The sequence below is a fragment of the Symbiopectobacterium purcellii genome (genome assembly GCF_019797845.1).
GTDB lineage: Bacteria > Pseudomonadota > Gammaproteobacteria > Enterobacterales > Enterobacteriaceae > Symbiopectobacterium > Symbiopectobacterium purcellii.
In genome coordinates, this window is the sequence record NZ_CP081864.1 from 2,486,677 (window position 1) to 2,504,332 (window position 17,656).

The window sequence follows — 17,656 nt, forward strand, 5'->3', positions numbered from 1 at the left end:
TTGCGACACACGTCAGGTGTAGCGCACTCTGGGTCATCGTCCACAGCACAAAATGCTTACGGGTTTATGAAACAGATGCTGTAACATTCTGAAACATAACGTGATAAAAATCACCTTATGCTATATCCCTTCATTGTTAATCACATCAGCGTGTTTGATAAGGATATCGAACGGCAGCGGAATTTATAAACACAGCACAGCAAATGGTCCACAATAACCTACTACGCCTAATTCATACGTAAATTATACTGATTTAGGGAATATTCCTAAAAGAAAAGATTAATCTTAAACCTCTTGACCTACATTGTCACACCTAACAAAAACAGGTAATTTGTTAACGTATCGCAATAGTACACAGAGAAATAATTATGATTTTAGCCATTTTATCGGTTCTGCTTATTGCCATTGCGGCATATGCAATTTTTAAACATTTTAAAACAAGGGAAAGTCAACGTATCGGAACCAACCATCGGGGAAGAAAGCGTTAACTATTTTTGCTAGCGCTGGTACTTTTTTTCTTCTTCTTTGCCTCCTTTTTCGACGCGTTACCCTCCTCTTCGTACTCTATCCCCCTTGCATTTTCTCAGGAAAATTCTCGCGGGGAAGGCTCGCCCTGCTGACGTTTCAGCCCAAATATGGTATAAGCGGGGGCTAAATTTTTATTAAAGGTATCCAGGTGAATATTCAGGCTCTTCTTTCGGAACAAGTCAGCCAGGCATTGGTTGCAGCGGGTGCGCCCAACGGCACAGACCCGCAGGTGCGCCAGTCCGCCAAGGCTCAGTTTGGTGATTACCAGGCCAATGGTGTCATGGCGGCAGCGAAAAAACTTGGGCTTGCTCCGCGACAACTGGCAGAGACGGTAGTTAAGCATCTGGCATTGGAAGGCATTGTCGCTAAAACAGAGATTGCCGGTCCGGGGTTTATCAACCTGTTTCTGGATCCGCAGTGGTTGGCACAACAAACCGAACGGGCTTTGAACGCACCCAAATTGGGTATCACACCTGTCACACAGCAAACCATCGTGGTTGACTATTCTGCGCCCAACGTTGCAAAAGAAATGCACGTCGGCCACCTGCGCTCCACCATTATTGGTGATGCTGCGGTACGCACGCTTGAATTTCTCGGACACAAGGTTATCCGCGCCAACCACGTGGGTGACTGGGGAACACAGTTCGGCATGTTGATCGCTCATCTGGAAGATGTGCAGAAAGACACCTCCGGCGAGTTGGTATTACCCGATCTGGAAGCCTTCTACCGTGAAGCGAAACTCCGTTACGATGAAGATGCCGCCTTTGCTGAACGCGCCCGCCATTACGTGGTGAAATTACAGGGCGGCGACGTTTATTTCCGCGAACTGTGGAGCAAGCTGGTTGATGTCACCATGACGCAGAACCAGCTCACCTACGATCGTCTGAATGTCACCCTGACCAAAAAAGATGTAATGGGTGAAAGTCTCTATAACGCAATGCTGCCGGAGATTGTTGCCGATCTTAAGGCAAAAGGTCTGGCCGTTGAAAGTGAAGGGGCAACGGTGGTTTTCCTTGATGAGTTTAAAAACAAGGAAGGCGAACCGATGGGCGTCATCGTGCAAAAGAAAGATGGCGGCTATCTCTATACCACCACTGACATTGCCTGCGCCAAGTACCGGTATGAGACGCTGGGCGCCAATCGCGTTCTCTACTACATTGATTCCCGCCAGCACCAACATTTGATGCAAGCATGGACTATCGTGCGCAAAGCGGGCTATGTACCCGAATCAGTATCACTGGAACATCATATGTTCGGCATGATGCTGGGCAAAGATGGCAAACCGTTTAAAACCCGCGCGGGCGGCACCATCAAGCTGGCAGATCTGTTAGACGAAGCCTATGAGCGTGCATTAACGCTGATCGCAGGTAAAAACCCCGATATGGACCAAGACGAGTTGCGTGAGTTGGCGCGCGTCGTCTCCATCGGAGCAGTGAAATACGCGGATCTATCCAAAAGTCGCACCACTGACTACGTGTTTGACTGGGATAACATGCTTGCGTTTGAAGGGAATACAGCTCCCTATATGCAATATGCCTACACGCGAGTTGCCTCGATTTTCAAACGCGCCAATCTTGATAAAGCCGCTCTGACACAGCCTGTCGTACTGAATGATGGGAAAGAAACGGCGCTGGCAACCCGCCTGATGCAGTTTGAAGAAACCATCACTACCGTGGCACGCGAAGGGACTCCGCATGTGATGTGTGCCTACTTATACGATCTTGCAGGCTTATTCTCCAGTTTCTACGAGCATTGCCCGATTCTGAATGCCGACAGTGATGCTGTGCGTCAAAGCCGTCTGAAACTGGCCCTGTTAACCGCAGAAACGCTGAAACAAGGGTTAGGCACTCTGGGTATTGAAACCGTCGATAAAATGTAATCAACGGCGTCTTGTCATAAAAACGGTGGCCTGAGCCACCGTTTTTTATGGGTTCTATCACATACCGCGACGCGCAAAATCGCGCGGACGAAAGCCCAGCAGCGCAAGCATCACAAAGTAGGTGCTCGCCCCAGCCACCACCACCAGCATCAGGCGCGAAATCCGCACGGTCATGCCGCCAATGTCCCAGGCAGGCATCCACGCTAACAACGCAATCAATACCGCCGACATAGCCAGCACGGCAATAACCAGTTTGGTCAGAAACGCGCCCCACCCCGGACGTGGTTGGAAAAGCTGCTGTTTGCGCAACTGCCAATAGAGCAGTCCGGCATTCAGGCAAGAGGCCAATCCAATGGAAAGTGCCAGCCCGGCATGCTGCAACGGACCGATAAAGATCAGGTTCATGACCTGCGTCAGCGCCAACGTCACCAACGCAATTTTCACCGGCGTTTTGATATCCTGTCGAGAATAGAACCCCGGAACCAACACTTTGACGACAATCAGTCCCATTAATCCGATGGCGTAGGCAATCAACGCCCGCTGAGTCATCAATGCATCCAGCGCACTAAACTTGCCATACTGGAACAGTGCAACAATCAACGGCTTCGACAAAATCCCCAATGCCACTGCACTTGGCAACGCCAACAGAAAGCAGAGACGCAGCCCCCAATCCATCAGGTGCGAATAGGCCTCCTGATCGCCGCTGGCGACGCTTTTCGCCAGAGAAGGCAGCAAAATCGTGCCTAAAGCGACGCCCAGCACACCGGACGGAAACTCCATCAGTCGGTCAGCGTAGTACATCCAGGAGACCGCTCCTTCACTGAGAAAAGAGGCAAATATCGTGTTAATGATCAACGAGATTTGGCTCACTGATACGCCCAGAATCGCTGGAGCCATCAGTTTCATCACTCGCCCGACGCCGGGGTGGCGCCATTTAAAGCGCGGCAAGACCAACATCCCTATCTTCTTGAGATGAGGCAGTTGGTAAACCAATTGCAGCACCCCGCCCAGCAGCACCGCCCAAGCCAGCGCTAATACCGGCGGATCGAAATAGGGTGTAGCGAACAAAGCAAAACCGATCATGCTGATATTGAGAAAGGTCGGCGCAAACGCCGGAACCGAGAAACGGTTCCATGTGTTTAATACCGACCCTACCATCGAGGTCAGCGATATCAGCAAAATATACGGGAAGGTGATGCGCAGCAGCGCCGATGTCAGTGCAAACCGATCGGGCGTGGCTGCAAAACCTGGCGCCGTTACCATGATAACCCAGGGTGCGGCGATCATCCCCGCTACGGTCACCAGCGCCAGGACCAGCGTCAACATGCCTGACACATAGGCAAGAAAGGTTCGCGTTGCTTCATCCCCTTGCTGGCTTTTGTATTCAGCCAATATCGGAACAAATGCCTGCGAGAAGGCCCCCTCTGCAAAAACACGGCGCAGCAAATTCGGCAGTTTAAAGGCGACGAAGAAGGCGTCTGTCGCCACGCCGGCACCAAATACCCGTGCGACAATGGCATCGCGGATAAAGCCCAAAATGCGCGATAGCATGGTCATTGAACTGACCGCAGCCAATGATTTTAATAAGTTCATCCGATTCAATTCTGTTGTGTCGAGAGTTACGGCGGAACGCAGCCCGCCGGGCGTGGCGACAGTCTACGCATCAGGGGCGGAATAGCCACCCTTGATGAGAGATCACTGAGAAATTCAGCATGATGTGAGCAGTGATTCAACCACTCGCTGCGCCAGAATCGCCTGTTCGCCTGATGTTTTGGGTTGAATATCTCTCTCCAGCGCGTCAACGAAATGGTGAACCGCCCCCACAAAACCGCGCTGTTCCAAAATATTTTGCCAGGACGGTGCTGGGGATCGCGTGATAATGCCACCGCATTCCTGCCAGCAGTCGCTGAGATTATCGACGTGGTGAATGGCGCCCTGTCCGATCATCTGGACCGATTCGCGCTGACTGCCCGTGCACCGATGCATGCTGGTGACAACCTGACAGGTTGGAGAACTAAACAGATGTTCAGCAAAAACAAGCTGTCCCGCTGTATTGTTGCGAACGACACCACCTTGCAACGTCGCGCCCTCACCCGCCAGCCACAATGCCGTGTCAACCACGTGCAGGTAATCATCCAACAGGGTGAAGCGCGCCGGTTGCGGACCCACGTTATCCGCCCGGTGTTTTTCCACCCGAACCGAATCCGGATGCAGTAACGCTGATTTCAGCGAGAGATAACCCGGGGCGAAGCGGCGGTTAAATCCGACCATCACGGTTTTTCCCTGCCGCTCGGCTAACGCTAACAGCGCTTCAGCCTGCGGCAGCGTTTCCGCCAACGGTTTATCGACATACACATGAATGCCAAGATGCAGTAACGTACTGATAACCTCGTAGTGGCTGGCGGTGCTGCTGTGTACCATCACGGCATCACATACGCTCGCCAGTGCCTCCAGTGACGAATAACCTGACAGGCGATATTGCTGGCAAAGCGTGCGCATTTTTTGCTGATCCGGTGAAAAAACACCGGCAAACGTCCAGTGTGTTTCCTGGCTCAGTACCGGCAGATAGGCCTTTTGCGCAATCGAACCAAGCCCAACCATGCCGATGCGGATCCGCCCTGCATCCGTTTTCGCTGTATTCATTGTGTCACCTTCAGTCAGAGGGCACTGCCCCCGGGCAATACTCAGGATCGCTGCGACAGCAAGTGCGCCAATTGCTGCTTCAATTCGTCCACATCCTGCTCCAACACACGCACACGCTGTGCGAGATCCGGCATGGCAGCGTCCATGGGTTCTTGCGCACTGTCAGTGGCAGTTACAACGGCGTTATCATCGCCAAACAGGTGCATAAAACGGTGCTCCCGCTTACCTGGCTCACGCGCCAAACGCACCACAAAGGGGCCATCCTCCCGCGTTTGTAGCAGTGTCAGCGTCTGCTCAACGTCATCGACATCCGCAAAGTCATGTAAGCGCGCCGCTCGAGTGCGCAATTCACCCGGCGTTTGCGCACCGCGCAGCAACAGCGTCGTAACCAACGCCACTTCTGCGGAGGAGAACTTCAGATCGCCGAACTCTGAGTTGCAAAATCGGTGCTCATACTTCATCACGCGATTACCAAAGCCACTGAGGGTTCTGACAACGTGCTTTTTAACCAACACATCGAGCGTTTGTTGAACCTCACTCTCACTGAGTTCCAATACCGGCTCGCGGTTGGTTTTCTGATTACAGGCTGTTACCACGCCATTCAACGACATGGGGTACGGTTCTGGCGTAGTGACCTGTTTTTCCAATAAACAACCCACTACACGCAACGCTTTGGCATCAAACTGATATTTCATTCTCTGGGCTCCTATCGCTGAGGCGTCCACTGTTCATTCGTCAAGGCAGTCAGTACGTGATCCTGCCAGGTGCCATCGATTAACAAGTATTTTTTAGCATAGCCTTCACGTTCAAAGCCCAATCGCGTCAGCAGATTACCGCTGCGCTGATTGTGCGGCATGTAGTTGGCCATGATACGGTGCATATGCTGTTGGCGCTGCATATAGCGCAGCGCAGGCTGTAATGCTTCATACATCATGCCCTGCCCCTGCCATTTCTCGCCGAGCGAATAGCCCAGATAGCACGCATGGAAGGAACCACGCAGGACGTTACTGAAATTGGCAACACCCCGCACCTCATTTTCATTCGGGTCGAGCAGCAAGAAGTAATAAGCAGCCCCTTGCTTATGCATGTCATTGATCACACTAAGCCGCGCTTGCCAGCCGGAAGGATAACAATGGCTGGCATCGCGCACCGGCTCCCAGGGTTTTAAAAAATCACGATTCTCCGCATAGTATTCCGCCAGACGCCAGGCATCACGTTCGTGGGCTAAACGCACGACCAGCCTGTCTGTAGTCATATATCCCCGTGCCGGGGTTGAACGATAGCCAAACATCTCTGCCTCGTTTTTGCGTTGTTCGATAAGAAAAATTTATCGCGATAATTTGCAGTACAGGTTTAACTGGGAAAAAACGTCTTCCCAACAGGGAACCACACCCCTAACCACAAAAAACGTCGATACTTCCTACTATAACCGCATCAATTCTCTGGCGTAAAACCTCCTGCGGTGACTTATTGCGCAATTACTACAATATTGCCGCTCTTTGGCTAAAAAAAAACCATTCAAACTGCCCCCACTGAAATTGAGGACGATAAAAAAATATTGTTCTGTAAAGACTATCCTGCCATTTGATTAGGGTACAAAATAGACGTGTTGTAACTCTTTCTTTTTTTCTCTTGTGGTGAAACATGCCTCTGATGTCACAAGCTCGGAGTCTCGGCAAATATTTCCTTTTATTAGATAATATGCTGGTGGTTCTGGGGTTTTTTGTAGTATTCCCGCTTATTTCCATACGCTTTGTTGACGACTTGGGTTGGGCGGCCTTGCTGGTGGGCATCGCTCTCGGATTACGTCAGTTTATTCAACAGGGATTAGGGGTTTTTGGCGGTGCCATTGCCGACAAGTTTGGTGCGAAACCGATGATCATCACCGGTATGTTGTTGCGTGCCGCCGGTTTTGTATTTATGGCTATCGCCACCGAACCTTGGCTGCTTTGGCTCTCCTGCGCGCTGTCTGGCCTTGGCGGCACACTGTTCGATCCTCCGCGCACCGCACTGGTGGTAAAGCTGGTTCGTCCACAGGAACGCGGGCGCTTTTACTCATTGCTGATGATGCAAGACAGTGCCGGGGCAGTTATCGGTGCGCTGATTGGCAGTTGGCTGCTGCAATATGACTTTACCGTTGTGTGCTGGGGCGGCGCTGTGCTGTTCGTGCTGGCGGCGGCCTTAAACGCCTGGCTGTTACCCGCCTATCGCATCTCGACCGTGCGTACGCCGATTTCAGAAGGCCTGCTGCGCGTCATTCGCGATCGACGCTTCCTGATTTATGTCCTGACGTTGACCGGCTACTACATGCTCGGCGTGCAAGTTCTGTTAATGCTCCCGATCATGGTCAATCAGATTGCGGGTACCCCTTCGGCAGTGAAATGGATGTATGCCATTGAAGCCACGCTATCGCTCAGTTTGCTCTATCCCATTGCACGCTGGAGTGAAAAACGCTTCCGTCTGGAACAGCGTCTGATGGCAGGGTTATTTATCATGACGCTCAGTCTGTTTCCCATCGGCATGACAACCACACTGCCGACGCTACTGATGCTTATCAGCCTGTTTTACATGGGATCAATTATCGCAGAGCCTGCCCGTGAAACATTAAGCGCGTCATTGGCTGATGCGCGTGCGCGCGGCAGTTACATGGGATTCAGCCGTCTGGGACTGGCACTGGGCGGCGCGCTGGGTTATAGCGGCGGCGGTTGGTTGTTTGATACCGGGCATCGGCTGCATATGCCCGAACTGCCGTGGTTTATGTTAGGCATTATCGGTTTACTCACCCTGGCGACCCTGTATTGGCAGTTCAATCTGCGCAAGATAGCGCCGGCGATGCTGGGAGAGCATTAAGGTTAACGCTGGCTGTCAATTTCTATGCTTTCAGCGCTATCTGATAGTTAACCTGGGGCTAATCAGGCAGTGTATCTCTGCGTCCGTTAGCCCCGCAGATTTTCTGCTATGCTCAGGGCACCCTTTCTATCGCTAAACCGCCATACTTTAGAAACACAGCACGTGCAGAGGAACATCAATGAAAAAATCAGGGATAGCCGCCATTGCCGCAGTGGCGCTGACGTTACTTGTTAGTGGCTGCGATCGGCTCACGCAATATTCGCTTAGCGAGCAAGATGTAAACCGTTATCTGCAAAAACACAATGATTTTAAAAAACAGATCGGCATTCCAGGCGTGGTTGATGCCACCATTGTGTTGAACGATCTCAGCAGCCAGATAGGGCGTGCCGAACCGGGCAAGGTCACGCTGTCTGGTCATGCCAAGGTGGATATCAGTTCGCTACTGGGTGCCCAGTCAGCGGATGCCGTGCTCACGCTGAAAGCACAACCGGTGTTTGATAAAGCGAACAGCGCCATTTACCTCAAAGAGATGGAGCTGGTGGATTATCAGGTGACGCCGGAGAAGATGGATACCGTGTTCAAAACGCTGACGCCCTATTTAAATCAGGCATTGAAGAACTATTTTGACCAGAAACCAGCCTATGTGCTGAGTGATGAAAATAGTAAAACCGAAGCCTTAGCCAAAAAACTGGCAAAAGGCATTGAGGTAAAACCCGGTCAAATTGCCATTCAGTTGACTTATTGAACTTTTATACCCTAAATAATTCTAGTTGCAGGACAAAACGTTAACGTTTTGAACAGCGCTTGCGCTGGCCCTTTAGAACGAGGCTCATTTATGAGTCTCGTAACGCGGCAAGTGAGTGAATCCCGATGAGCTTACACAAGTAAGTGATTCGGGTGACAAATCTGCCGGGAGCTGATTTGAACGCCGTGTGCGGCGGCCTCGTAAGAGGAGAGGCCCAGCGCGATATGATGGGTCTATCAGGGCGGGTTCACCGCCCTGATAGACCGATTCACGCGTCTGGACTCTCCTGCACGTCCTCACCGTCCTCCTCTTCAACCAAGTCTTCTCGTAATGCCTCCAGCGCCTCGCGTGTTAGCAGTGCCAGCGTGCGATAAAATGCCGTGGTGGCGTGACTTTCGACTTTGCCAAGAAACCGATCGCTCCACGGCAGCAGAAACTCGTCAAACAGGGCCAACTGCGCGGCATTTTCATCTTCGCCAGCCTGATCTTCAAGCCATGAAGCGGCCAGCAACAACGCGCCAAAATGGTCAACGGCGCCCTCTTTGAGCGGCATGCCGCGCTGTTGAAGAAAAACGCGAACAGCGTCTTCTGTCTCATTCTCGACGTAGGAAGAGCGCCAGGGGGAAACTGCACCGCCTTGTTCAATAAACAGCGCGTGGTAATCGGCAGTTATTGCTTTGATATCAACGCCCTGCTGCATGCGCTCCAACAAAGCATCCTGATTAAGCGGCCAATTCGGCTTAAGTTTACCCTGCTCAATCATCGTCAATAACGGGGTCACCACGGTGTCGTCAGGAGCCCGATTAAACAGCGTACCGAGCAGCCGGCATACCAGTGAGAATTCGTTCATGTCATACCTGTTGTTATTATGGTGATTAAGTGACAACGTCACTAATAAATTACAAAGCCGCCAGTTCTGCTATCGCAGGGCGGCCACGTTGTTCCAGAAAATCTAAAACGCGTCGAGGACTCACATTGAGTATACGCTCTTGCGGAAAATCAATTTCCTGCACAATACGTTCGCAGTGGGTAAAATCGCCCAACGTAAATGCAATATGGGAATCAGAGCCAAGCGCCAGCCTTCCGCCTGCCTCGCGAACCGCCTCAGCAATAGCGCGACAGTTGGGTCCACTGCCTTTGCGTGAATGCATAAACGACGAGTTATTCAATTCAAGCGCGACGTCATAATGCGCTGCGGCTTGCGCCACGGCGGCAATATCAATCGGATATTTGGGATTGCCGGGATGGCTGATGATATGCACATTGCCACTGGCCATGGTGGCAATCAGCGCCTCGGTGTGCGTCACAAGATCCTGCGGTGGCAGTACGGGTTCATGAAAACCGGCAATGACCAGGTCCATTTGCTCCAGCATGATCCCGGTACAGTCGATATCCCCCTGACGGTTTTTGATATTGGATTCAATACCACGCAGGATGCCGACACCATCCACCAACCGCGGCCACACGCGCATATTCATAAAGTGCCAATAGTGTGGTGCATCAGCCATGTCAGGACCATGATCGGTAATGGCAAACAGGCGGATGTTCTTGCGTTTAGCCTCTGCGATATAGTCATGCAGGGTGCTGTAGGCGTGAGTACTGGCGACGGTATGCATATGTAAATCGACGGGATACATGGTCTCTCCTGGCTAGGTATTTCACCGTCAGCATACCATTTCTCGCCGGCACTGGCAGCCTGCGCCGCAGCTATAACGAAAATTTAACACATGCATCGCACCCTATTTAAACTAAAATAGGTCAGTAAATCAGCAAATTGCATTAAGTTTGGCTAAACGCGCATTTTGTCGCACAAACTCATTGACGCTGCCGGGCAATTTACCTACATTAGCGCCCGTCACCACAGCATGCTGATGGCTGACAATCCGGTGAGGTGTCTGAGTGGCTGAAGGAGCACGCCTGGAAAGTGTGTATACGTGAAAACGTATCGAGTGTTCGAACCCCTCTCTCACCGCCAAATTTAATGTAAAAAACCCCATGAATTTAATGGGGTTTTTTCATTTCAAAAGAAGCGAAAGGCCCGTGTCACGATGCGCTGTCACTTGTGTGCCGAACTGCCTGCTGAAAAACCGAAACAGGAACCACTGCACCTGCATTCCGTTTCCTCAATCCCATATGGTCAGCCCGATGATGTGTCATCAGCGCCCGCCTGCAACTATATTCATGGTGATAACACATTGGTATAGTTGAAAAAATCATGAATCAACGCCTAAATGACTGTGATAATATCGATTACTCGTTTCACTCATTCAACCGGATGCAGGTATCGTCGATTGAGCTGTGATGCTAGCCAAGCACACTCTGTGCAATGTATGGTGCCCTAAGCGACTAGCCCGGTGGTAGCCCAAAGGAATGGCGTGTAGAAAGCGTGGATTGCAATACCGCAGACTGGGGCGGTGAGCCAGTGGGCGGTAGCTTAACCTCAAGGTCGGGGTATGGGCTGCGTACCCCATTAGCGCCCTATTGGGTTCCAGGTTGACAACCTCTAACCCCACAAAAACCATAGCAACTGCTTATTGTTGTCTAACAAAACCTTGAAACAGGACGGCACTATTTGTCGCTCTTTAAGTAAGAGTTCGCTTTCTTTTTATCAGAGGGGAAAATGGAACAAAAATTCACTTACGATATGTTTCTGTCAGATGTTAAAAGTAATCAAAAACAGATCCTTGATGAAGGTATTGTGAAGGTAAAAGGTGCTAAGATATATAATTATATTAAGGATGATGTATCGATTAATTCCAGTTCAAGACCAACAGCTTCTGATCAATACACCATTGCAATTAATAGTGGGGTACTGCTTGCTATATTTGACTATTCCAATGATGTGATTAGACCTTTTTACAAATTATATCATTCGCAGTTGAATGTAACGGAAGAACTTTTTGTTCGCTTTGTCTGTGGGGTTATGGCAGATTTCATTTTTTGGCATGAGCTGAGTCATATCATAAGAGGCCATTTTGATTATTTAGGCATTTATCAATCAGAAAAACCATTGAGTTTCAACCTAAGTAAACTTGGTGAGTCTAGGGTTGCGGAGTTAGATGCTGACATATATGGAGCAAGCCTTCTTTTCTTGAGAGTTCTAAACGTCATAAATTCTGGTTCAATAAGACCTGAAGATGCGCTGTGCAGTTACACTGTAGGGTTAAGATCTATATTCGAGATACTGCACAATGATAATGAATTAGAAGATTTAACCCATCATGAAGCAGAACACCCTCATTCTCAAGCACGCGCGTTTAATGCATTCAGTTTTGGTGTCACTTCTCCTGATGCCATCCGTTATAGTCAAGACAAAATGCCTTACTATCAGGCTTGTGCTGAACAATATTTTTTAGATTTTGAACGCCTGGCTTTAGGTAACAAGTTCAATATTGAAGCGGTTTCAGATATCATGCCTATCGATGTTTCTCAATGGTTGTCGGAAAAAGAGAAACTCGATACGTTAAGCCGCATAAGCGATGAAACCAGAACGTTTGCAGAACGTCTGAAAAGTAACGTTAGGTATATTAAAAATTGGCTCAGGCGAGTCAGAAGTTAACAGAGTATTAAGCGTGATTTCGAAAGGGTAAGTCTCTGCCTCGTCGTCAGATAAAAACAAAACGCACCTGAGAAATTAGGGGCGTTTTGTTTGCAATACAACTAGTTTTGCGTGCTCGGATTGATAAATTGCAAAATAGCTTTTTGCGTAGATCGCGAATGCAGTGCAGAAAATAAATTCACTGCCGTAGCCGCGCTTGAGTAATATTTTTTTATCAATCCGGGTATTCTTTCTCTCGCCTCATTGTTGATGCGAAGTTGAAAATCGGCCTGATTAAATTGATGACCCTGTTGCTCTGCTTTTCGTTTCTCACTCATGTATTTACAGTAAATCGTGTGTGGAGACATTCCGTTTGGAATATCGATGCCTGCACGACTGAGCATCATTATTGCGGAGGATAAGTTCTTCACAAAACGCGCCGTTCTCTTGACCGTTCTTATTTTCGTTCTAAAAATTGCTGTTGATTCTTCGATATGCGACACCGCCGTTTCTTTCTGCAAACGTTGACTGATTATGGTTTGCGGTGCAACACGCTGTAGATCCTGCGCAAAGCGGGAAACTGAGGCGGAACGGTTGCTGTTCGATTGACAGTGAGATGCGGCATCACCACAGCTGATAGCCCGAAGATGCATGGAGTAACAGCGGGTTGTTGCCACAGGTTTTCTTGTCGTTGTCGTTGTCGTTGATGGTGCCGGTGCAAAAAAACCTGAACGTTCAACCACACTGCGCCCATACAGATTCAGCGATGAATTATTTATTTTATTTAAAGACGTCACCATGGTGGGAAACGAAATTGAATGGCAGTTATTAACTGCTGTCGATACAAGCGAGTTTTCCTGCAAGCGAGTATACTGTAACGGTAGTGAATTCATATAATATCCTTTTGATGAAAATCAAAAAAATATCAGCAACACATCAATTTACTCTTCTATTTTTCAATCCGAAGGCTATTTATTGCATTCCGTTACACACTGTTCAATTTAATTATATCAATGTCATACTTCATTGAAGCCGCGTTAAAAAAAGAAGATAGAATGCGCTTGCTTTAAAACAAAAACCTCCGCAAATGTGCGGAGGTCATTTAGAACAAATCAATGAGACCGATGCAATAGACACCGGTACAAAAGGAGACTACGCGGTAACCGCCCTGTCCTCCATCGCTTGCCGCCAGCCTCCCAACCATTCAGATCGGGCATTAATAGATTGATAAGGACAAAGTTCCTTCGACTTTCCGGAAAGTCCTGCTTGATAGCCGCGTGATTGCGCCCGTTCCAAACGATCTCGTTTCTGTCTCTTCATGCCTCATTTCCCTCATTGTTCATCTGGTGGAAAGAAAACAGTGACTGCTTTTCGAGCACCCACAAGGTATCAATAGCGATTCTGGGCACGAAGGTCAAGGCTAAAAATTCACTATCCTGTCACATTAATGCTATAAGCTTCGCAGCGAACGTTGTCTCCTGTATGCAGAATGATTGATCTACGGGAAGCTTTTGCTCGGGTGTTTACCCCATAGAAAAAAAAGCGTGCGAGAGTCACCTGCTACGATCCTATAAAATCGGAATATTCTTACAAGTCCGTGACCTCACGCCAACAGCGAACAGCATCGGTTTCATTTAGTGGCGTCAATAATTGAGGCTGCCCACAGGCCGCGCTTGCATAAGGGCAACGTTCCCGAAAAAAACAGCCCTGCGGTAAGCGTCGATTGCTGGGCAATTCGCCGGTTTTCATCTCCTCGCCAGCCGGTTGTAACAGCGGCCTATCAAGCCGTGGAACCGAATCCAGCAACAAACGGGTATAGGGATGGCGCGGCTGGTTCAGGACACGGTGTGCCGTGCCTAATTCAACGATTTGCCCTAAATACATCACAGCTACACGATCGCTCATGTGACGAATAACAGAAATATTATGCGAAATCAGCACGTAGGTGAGCTTACGCTGTCGCTGTAACATCACCAGTAAATTCAAAATCTGCGCCTGAACAGAGATATCCAACGCGGAGGTGGGTTCGTCCAATAAAATGATATCGGGCTGTGCAGAAAGCGCACGCGCAATGGCGATGCGCTGACGCTGACCGCCGGAAAACGCATGGGGCAAACGGTCGAGATATTCATGACGAATGCCGACCAATGTCGCCAACTCGCCTGCCAGCGCTCTGCGTTCCGTTTCGGTACCGTGCCCCTGCAACCAGACCGGCTCGGTAATAGTGCGCCACACGGGCAGCCGAGGATCGAGCGATGACAGCGGGTCCTGAAACACCATTTGCATCCCGTTTGCCAGCCAGGAGCCCGGTGAACGTGCCCGCACGCACTCGCCTTGCGACGGCGTTAACATCCCCATCAATACCTGTGACAAGGTGCTTTTCCCGCAGCCGGACTCACCGACCACGCCTAACGTTTCGCCATCGCGGATCGAGGCCGTTAAGCGCATGGACGTGTTCAACCACCTTGCCACGCCAGTTACGCTTTGCCGGGAAGCGAACGTGTACATCACGCAGCGTCAATAAGGCGTCATTCATTTTCCACCTCCCTCTGAGGATTCCAGCAGGCAACCTGTTGAGAGGACGTTGCCAGCGTATGCAGTTCAGGACGTTGATAGCAGCGTTCCGTCGCTGCCGTACAGCGTGGCCGAAACGCACAGCCTTCAGGCAACTGCGACAAATTGGGTACCGTGCCGGGGATAGCTGGCAGCACAGCGCGCGGTATGGCATCATCCGGTGCGCAGCGTAACAACCCTTGCGAGTAGGGATGGGCGGGACCTTGGATCACGGCCTGTGTGGATCCACTCTCAATAACCGTTCCGGCATACATGACGTACAGCCGATCGCACAGTTGTGATACAACCGCCATATCGTGACTGATAAACAATACTGCCGTTCCGCGTTCCTGCGCCTTTTGTTTTAACAGGCGCAACACCTGACGCTGCACCGTAACATCCAGCGCGGTTGTGGGCTCATCGGCAATGATCAGTTCAGGATCACAGGAAAAGGCCAGCGCAATCATTACGCGCTGCCGCATCCCGCCGGAGAGCTCAAACGGATAACGCTTCATCACCTGTTCCGCATCAGAAATTTGCATTTCTGAGAGCAATACCCGCGCATGGGCGTGTGCATCACGTTTATTCAACGGTTGGTGCTGTTGGATAACTTCGCGCATCAAATCACCGACGCGGCGCGTTGGGTTCAGTGCCGTCATCGGTTCCTGAAAGATCATGGCCACTTTGGTGCCGCGCATCTGGCGTAGGGTGCGCTCCGAGGCATTGAGCATATCCTGTCCCAACAGGGTAACGCTGCCGCTGTTGATGTTATAGCTCCCCGGTCGTAGCAGCCGCATCACCAGCATCGAGGTGACTGACTTACCGGAACCGGATTCTCCGACAACGCCAACAATTTCACCGCGCTTTACGCTCAACGAGACCTGGTTAAGCGCATGAACTTCTCCGTGATAAATCGGAAAACTGAGCGCCAGATTATCAATCGTCAACAGGATATCGTCCATCAGTGCCCTCCTGAGGTTTTCGGATCCAACAGGTCACGCACGCCGTCACCGAACAGATTGAAGCCGACCGCCGTGATCAAAATCGCCATACCGGGAAACGCACAATACCACCACTGATCGAGCACGTAGCTGCGCCCATTGGCGACCATCGCGCCCCACTCCGCCGTCGGTTGCTGTGCACCCAATCCGATAAAACCGAGCGTGGCTGCCATTAAAATCGCGGCCCCAATGTCCAGCGACGCTTGCACCACCAGCGGTGGCAGCGCGTTGCGCAGAATATGCCAGGTAATCAGGTGCCAGCGGTTAGCGCCGAAGGTTTTCGCGGCTTGTACATAGGCAAACTGACGCACCACCAGCGTTTGCCCACGTGCCAGCCGGACATAAAACGGAATGCGCACAATGGCAATCGCCAGCATGGCGTTGAACAAACTCGGACCTAAAGCCGCTGCCAGCGCCATGGTGAGCACCAAGGAGGGGATGGACAGCATAATGTCCATAATCCGCATGATCATCGCATCGCCAAAGCCGCCTAACACGCCGGAAAAACAACCAAGCAGCGAGCCGATAACGGCCGCAATGGCCACAACGGCCAGCCCGGCAGCAACAGATTGCTGGCTTCCCATCACCACCCGGCTGAACAGGTCGCGCCCCACTTCATCGGTGCCAAACCAATGGGTCGATGACGGCGGCTGCAAGCGGGCAGAAAAATCGATAGCGTTAGGATCGTAAGGTGCAAGCCAGGGGGCAAATACCATCATCAGCACAATCACCACGATAATCGCGCCCCCCAATAACGTTAGCGGGCTACGCTTGACCAGCCACCACTGTTTTTGCCAATAGGCAATACGCGGGGACGGTGTGCGCCGTGCGGCAGTTTGTTGTTGCGTTACATGCATCACGCCTCTCCTCGTCCAATTCGCGGATCCAGCCACAGATAAAGCAGATCCACCACCAGGTTAACGCCGACATAAGCCATGGACACCACCACGGCAAAGCCCATCACCGCGGGAAAGTCCAGCGCCTGAATCGATGCCACAACGTAAGCGCCCATACCCGGCCAGGAGAACACCGTTTCCGTTAATACCGCGCCATACAGCAGATCGCCCAGCGCGAGCCCCAACACCGTCACTGACGGGATCAACGCATTGGGCAGCGCGTGACACACCACAATGCGCCACGGGGTTAAGCCACTGGCCCGCTCGGTGCGGATGTAATCCTCACTCAATTGCTCCAACATGGCGGATCGAATCTGACGCGCCACGATACCGAGATGAACAAACGAGAGCGTGAGCGACGGCAATATCAGGTGTTGTAAAGCGTTCAAGAAGGCTTCATGGTCACCCGCCAACAGGCTATCGATAAGATAAAATCCAGTAATATGCGCGGGCGGATCCAGCCAGTCATCCAACCGGCCACCGCCGGGCAGCAGATCGAGATGCCCGTAAAACAACACAATAACGCCCAAGCCAAGCCAAAAAGCGGGCGTGGATATCCCACCGATCGCCAGTAATCGCACACCATGATCCAACCAGCGATCGCGATATACCGCCGAAAGCACGCCAAGGGGAATGCCGGCCGCCAGCGCCAGCAACAGAGAGCAAAACGCCAGTTCGAGCGTGGCAGGGAAAACAGTCCGAATATCATCCAGCACTGGACGCCCGGTACGAATCGAGGTGCCTAAATCACCGGAAAAAAGGGACGTAACATAGCGCCAAAACTGCACATAGAGCGGCTGATCCAATCCAAGCTGCTGGCGAATATGGCGTACGATATCATCACTGGCGCGATCGCCTGCCAACAAGCGCGCAGGATCGCCGGGAATCAGGTGTGAGATAATGAAGGTGATGACGCAAACCCCCATCACCACCAGTATCAATCCCCAGCAGCGTTGCCGCAAAATACTCCAGAACGTCATAGTGTTACTCCACGCGATGCGGCACCAAGCCGGGTTGTCGCAT

General features: G+C 51.0%; 15 protein-coding genes, 1 tRNA gene and 1 pseudogene. 5 read left to right on the forward strand and 12 right to left on the reverse strand.

Annotated features, from left to right (window positions below; all coding sequences use genetic code 11):
- Nucleotides 1-676: 676 nt before the first annotated feature.
- On the forward strand, nucleotides 677-2,407 hold the full coding sequence (argS, locus tag K6K13_RS11670) for an arginine--tRNA ligase (protein ID WP_222157186.1): 1,731 nt from the start codon (nucleotides 677-679) through the stop codon (nucleotides 2,405-2,407).
- A gap of 57 nt (nucleotides 2,408-2,464) precedes the next feature.
- Here argS and murJ read toward each other — a convergent pair whose 3' ends face one another.
- The 4 genes from murJ to rimJ form a co-directional block, all read right to left on the reverse strand.
- Nucleotides 2,465-4,000, reverse strand: coding sequence for a murein biosynthesis integral membrane protein MurJ (murJ, locus tag K6K13_RS11675; RefSeq protein WP_222157187.1), 1,536 nt, complete (start codon nucleotides 3,998-4,000; stop codon nucleotides 2,465-2,467).
- Nucleotides 4,001-4,114: 114 nt separating this feature from the next.
- Nucleotides 4,115-5,050 (reverse strand): Gfo/Idh/MocA family protein, encoded by a 936-nt coding sequence (locus K6K13_RS11680; protein ID WP_222157188.1) that lies wholly within the window; start codon nucleotides 5,048-5,050, stop codon nucleotides 4,115-4,117.
- Nucleotides 5,051-5,091: 41 nt separating this feature from the next.
- Nucleotides 5,092-5,745, reverse strand: a complete 654-nt coding sequence (locus K6K13_RS11685) for a DUF480 domain-containing protein (protein WP_222157189.1) — start codon at nucleotides 5,743-5,745, stop codon at nucleotides 5,092-5,094.
- Nucleotides 5,746-5,756: 11 nt separating this feature from the next.
- Nucleotides 5,757-6,341, reverse strand: a complete 585-nt coding sequence (gene rimJ / locus K6K13_RS11690; RefSeq protein ID WP_222157190.1) for a ribosomal protein S5-alanine N-acetyltransferase — start codon at nucleotides 6,339-6,341, stop codon at nucleotides 5,757-5,759.
- Between the two features lie 353 nt (nucleotides 6,342-6,694).
- On the opposite strand from rimJ, the gene mdtH reads away from it, so the two are divergent.
- Together mdtH and K6K13_RS11700 are read left to right on the forward strand one after the other, a co-directional pair.
- A complete protein-coding gene (mdtH, locus tag K6K13_RS11695; protein WP_222157191.1) occupies nucleotides 6,695-7,900 on the forward strand; it encodes a multidrug efflux MFS transporter MdtH in 1,206 nt (401 codons plus the stop codon).
- Between the two features lie 178 nt (nucleotides 7,901-8,078).
- The gene (locus K6K13_RS11700; RefSeq protein ID WP_222157192.1) at nucleotides 8,079-8,645 is read left to right on the forward strand and encodes a lipoprotein; all 567 of its coding nucleotides are present in this window, start codon (nucleotides 8,079-8,081) and stop codon (nucleotides 8,643-8,645) included.
- Between the two features lie 268 nt (nucleotides 8,646-8,913).
- Here the strand turns inward: K6K13_RS11700 and K6K13_RS11705 are convergent, their stop codons facing one another.
- Nucleotides 8,914-9,495, reverse strand: coding sequence for a TorD/DmsD family molecular chaperone (locus tag K6K13_RS11705; RefSeq protein WP_222157193.1), 582 nt, complete (start codon nucleotides 9,493-9,495; stop codon nucleotides 8,914-8,916).
- 49 nt (nucleotides 9,496-9,544) lie between these two features.
- Complete coding sequence (locus tag K6K13_RS11710; protein ID WP_222157194.1) at nucleotides 9,545-10,282, reverse strand: phosphatase; 738 nt, start codon at nucleotides 10,280-10,282, stop codon at nucleotides 9,545-9,547.
- A 248-nt stretch (nucleotides 10,283-10,530) separates the two neighbouring features.
- Between K6K13_RS11710 and K6K13_RS11715 the strand changes: the two genes are divergently transcribed.
- Nucleotides 10,531-10,620 (forward strand) — tRNA-Ser (locus K6K13_RS11715).
- Nucleotides 10,621-11,265: 645 nt separating this feature from the next.
- Nucleotides 11,266-12,204: a hypothetical protein gene (locus tag K6K13_RS11720; RefSeq protein WP_222157195.1), complete on the forward strand. Its 939-nt coding sequence runs from the start codon at nucleotides 11,266-11,268 to the stop codon at nucleotides 12,202-12,204.
- 101 nt (nucleotides 12,205-12,305) lie between these two features.
- Here K6K13_RS11720 and K6K13_RS11725 read toward each other — a convergent pair whose 3' ends face one another.
- From K6K13_RS11725 to K6K13_RS11750, 6 genes and pseudogenes are all read right to left on the reverse strand, one after another.
- The gene (locus K6K13_RS11725) at nucleotides 12,306-13,076 is read right to left on the reverse strand and encodes a hypothetical protein (protein WP_222157196.1); all 771 of its coding nucleotides are present in this window, start codon (nucleotides 13,074-13,076) and stop codon (nucleotides 12,306-12,308) included.
- Nucleotides 13,077-13,335: 259 nt separating this feature from the next.
- On the reverse strand, nucleotides 13,336-13,503 hold the full coding sequence (gene rmf / locus K6K13_RS11730) for a ribosome modulation factor (protein ID WP_195312963.1): 168 nt from the start codon (nucleotides 13,501-13,503) through the stop codon (nucleotides 13,336-13,338).
- A 267-nt stretch (nucleotides 13,504-13,770) separates the two neighbouring features.
- Nucleotides 13,771-14,719, reverse strand: a pseudogene (locus K6K13_RS11735) (ABC transporter ATP-binding protein).
- Nucleotides 14,712-15,698 carry an ABC transporter ATP-binding protein gene (locus tag K6K13_RS11740; protein WP_222157197.1) on the reverse strand — a complete coding sequence of 329 codons (987 nt, stop codon included), beginning with the start codon at nucleotides 15,696-15,698 and terminating at the stop codon, nucleotides 14,712-14,714. The pseudogene K6K13_RS11735 and the gene K6K13_RS11740 overlap by 8 nt, the downstream one beginning before the upstream one ends.
- Complete coding sequence (ddpC, locus tag K6K13_RS11745) at nucleotides 15,698-16,594, reverse strand: D,D-dipeptide ABC transporter permease (RefSeq protein ID WP_222157198.1); 897 nt, start codon at nucleotides 16,592-16,594, stop codon at nucleotides 15,698-15,700. Before ddpC ends, K6K13_RS11740 begins: the two co-directional genes overlap by 1 nt.
- A complete protein-coding gene (locus K6K13_RS11750; protein WP_222157199.1) occupies nucleotides 16,594-17,613 on the reverse strand; it encodes an ABC transporter permease in 1,020 nt (339 codons plus the stop codon). Before K6K13_RS11750 ends, ddpC begins: the two co-directional genes overlap by 1 nt.
- Between the last annotated feature and the right edge of the window lie 43 nt (nucleotides 17,614-17,656).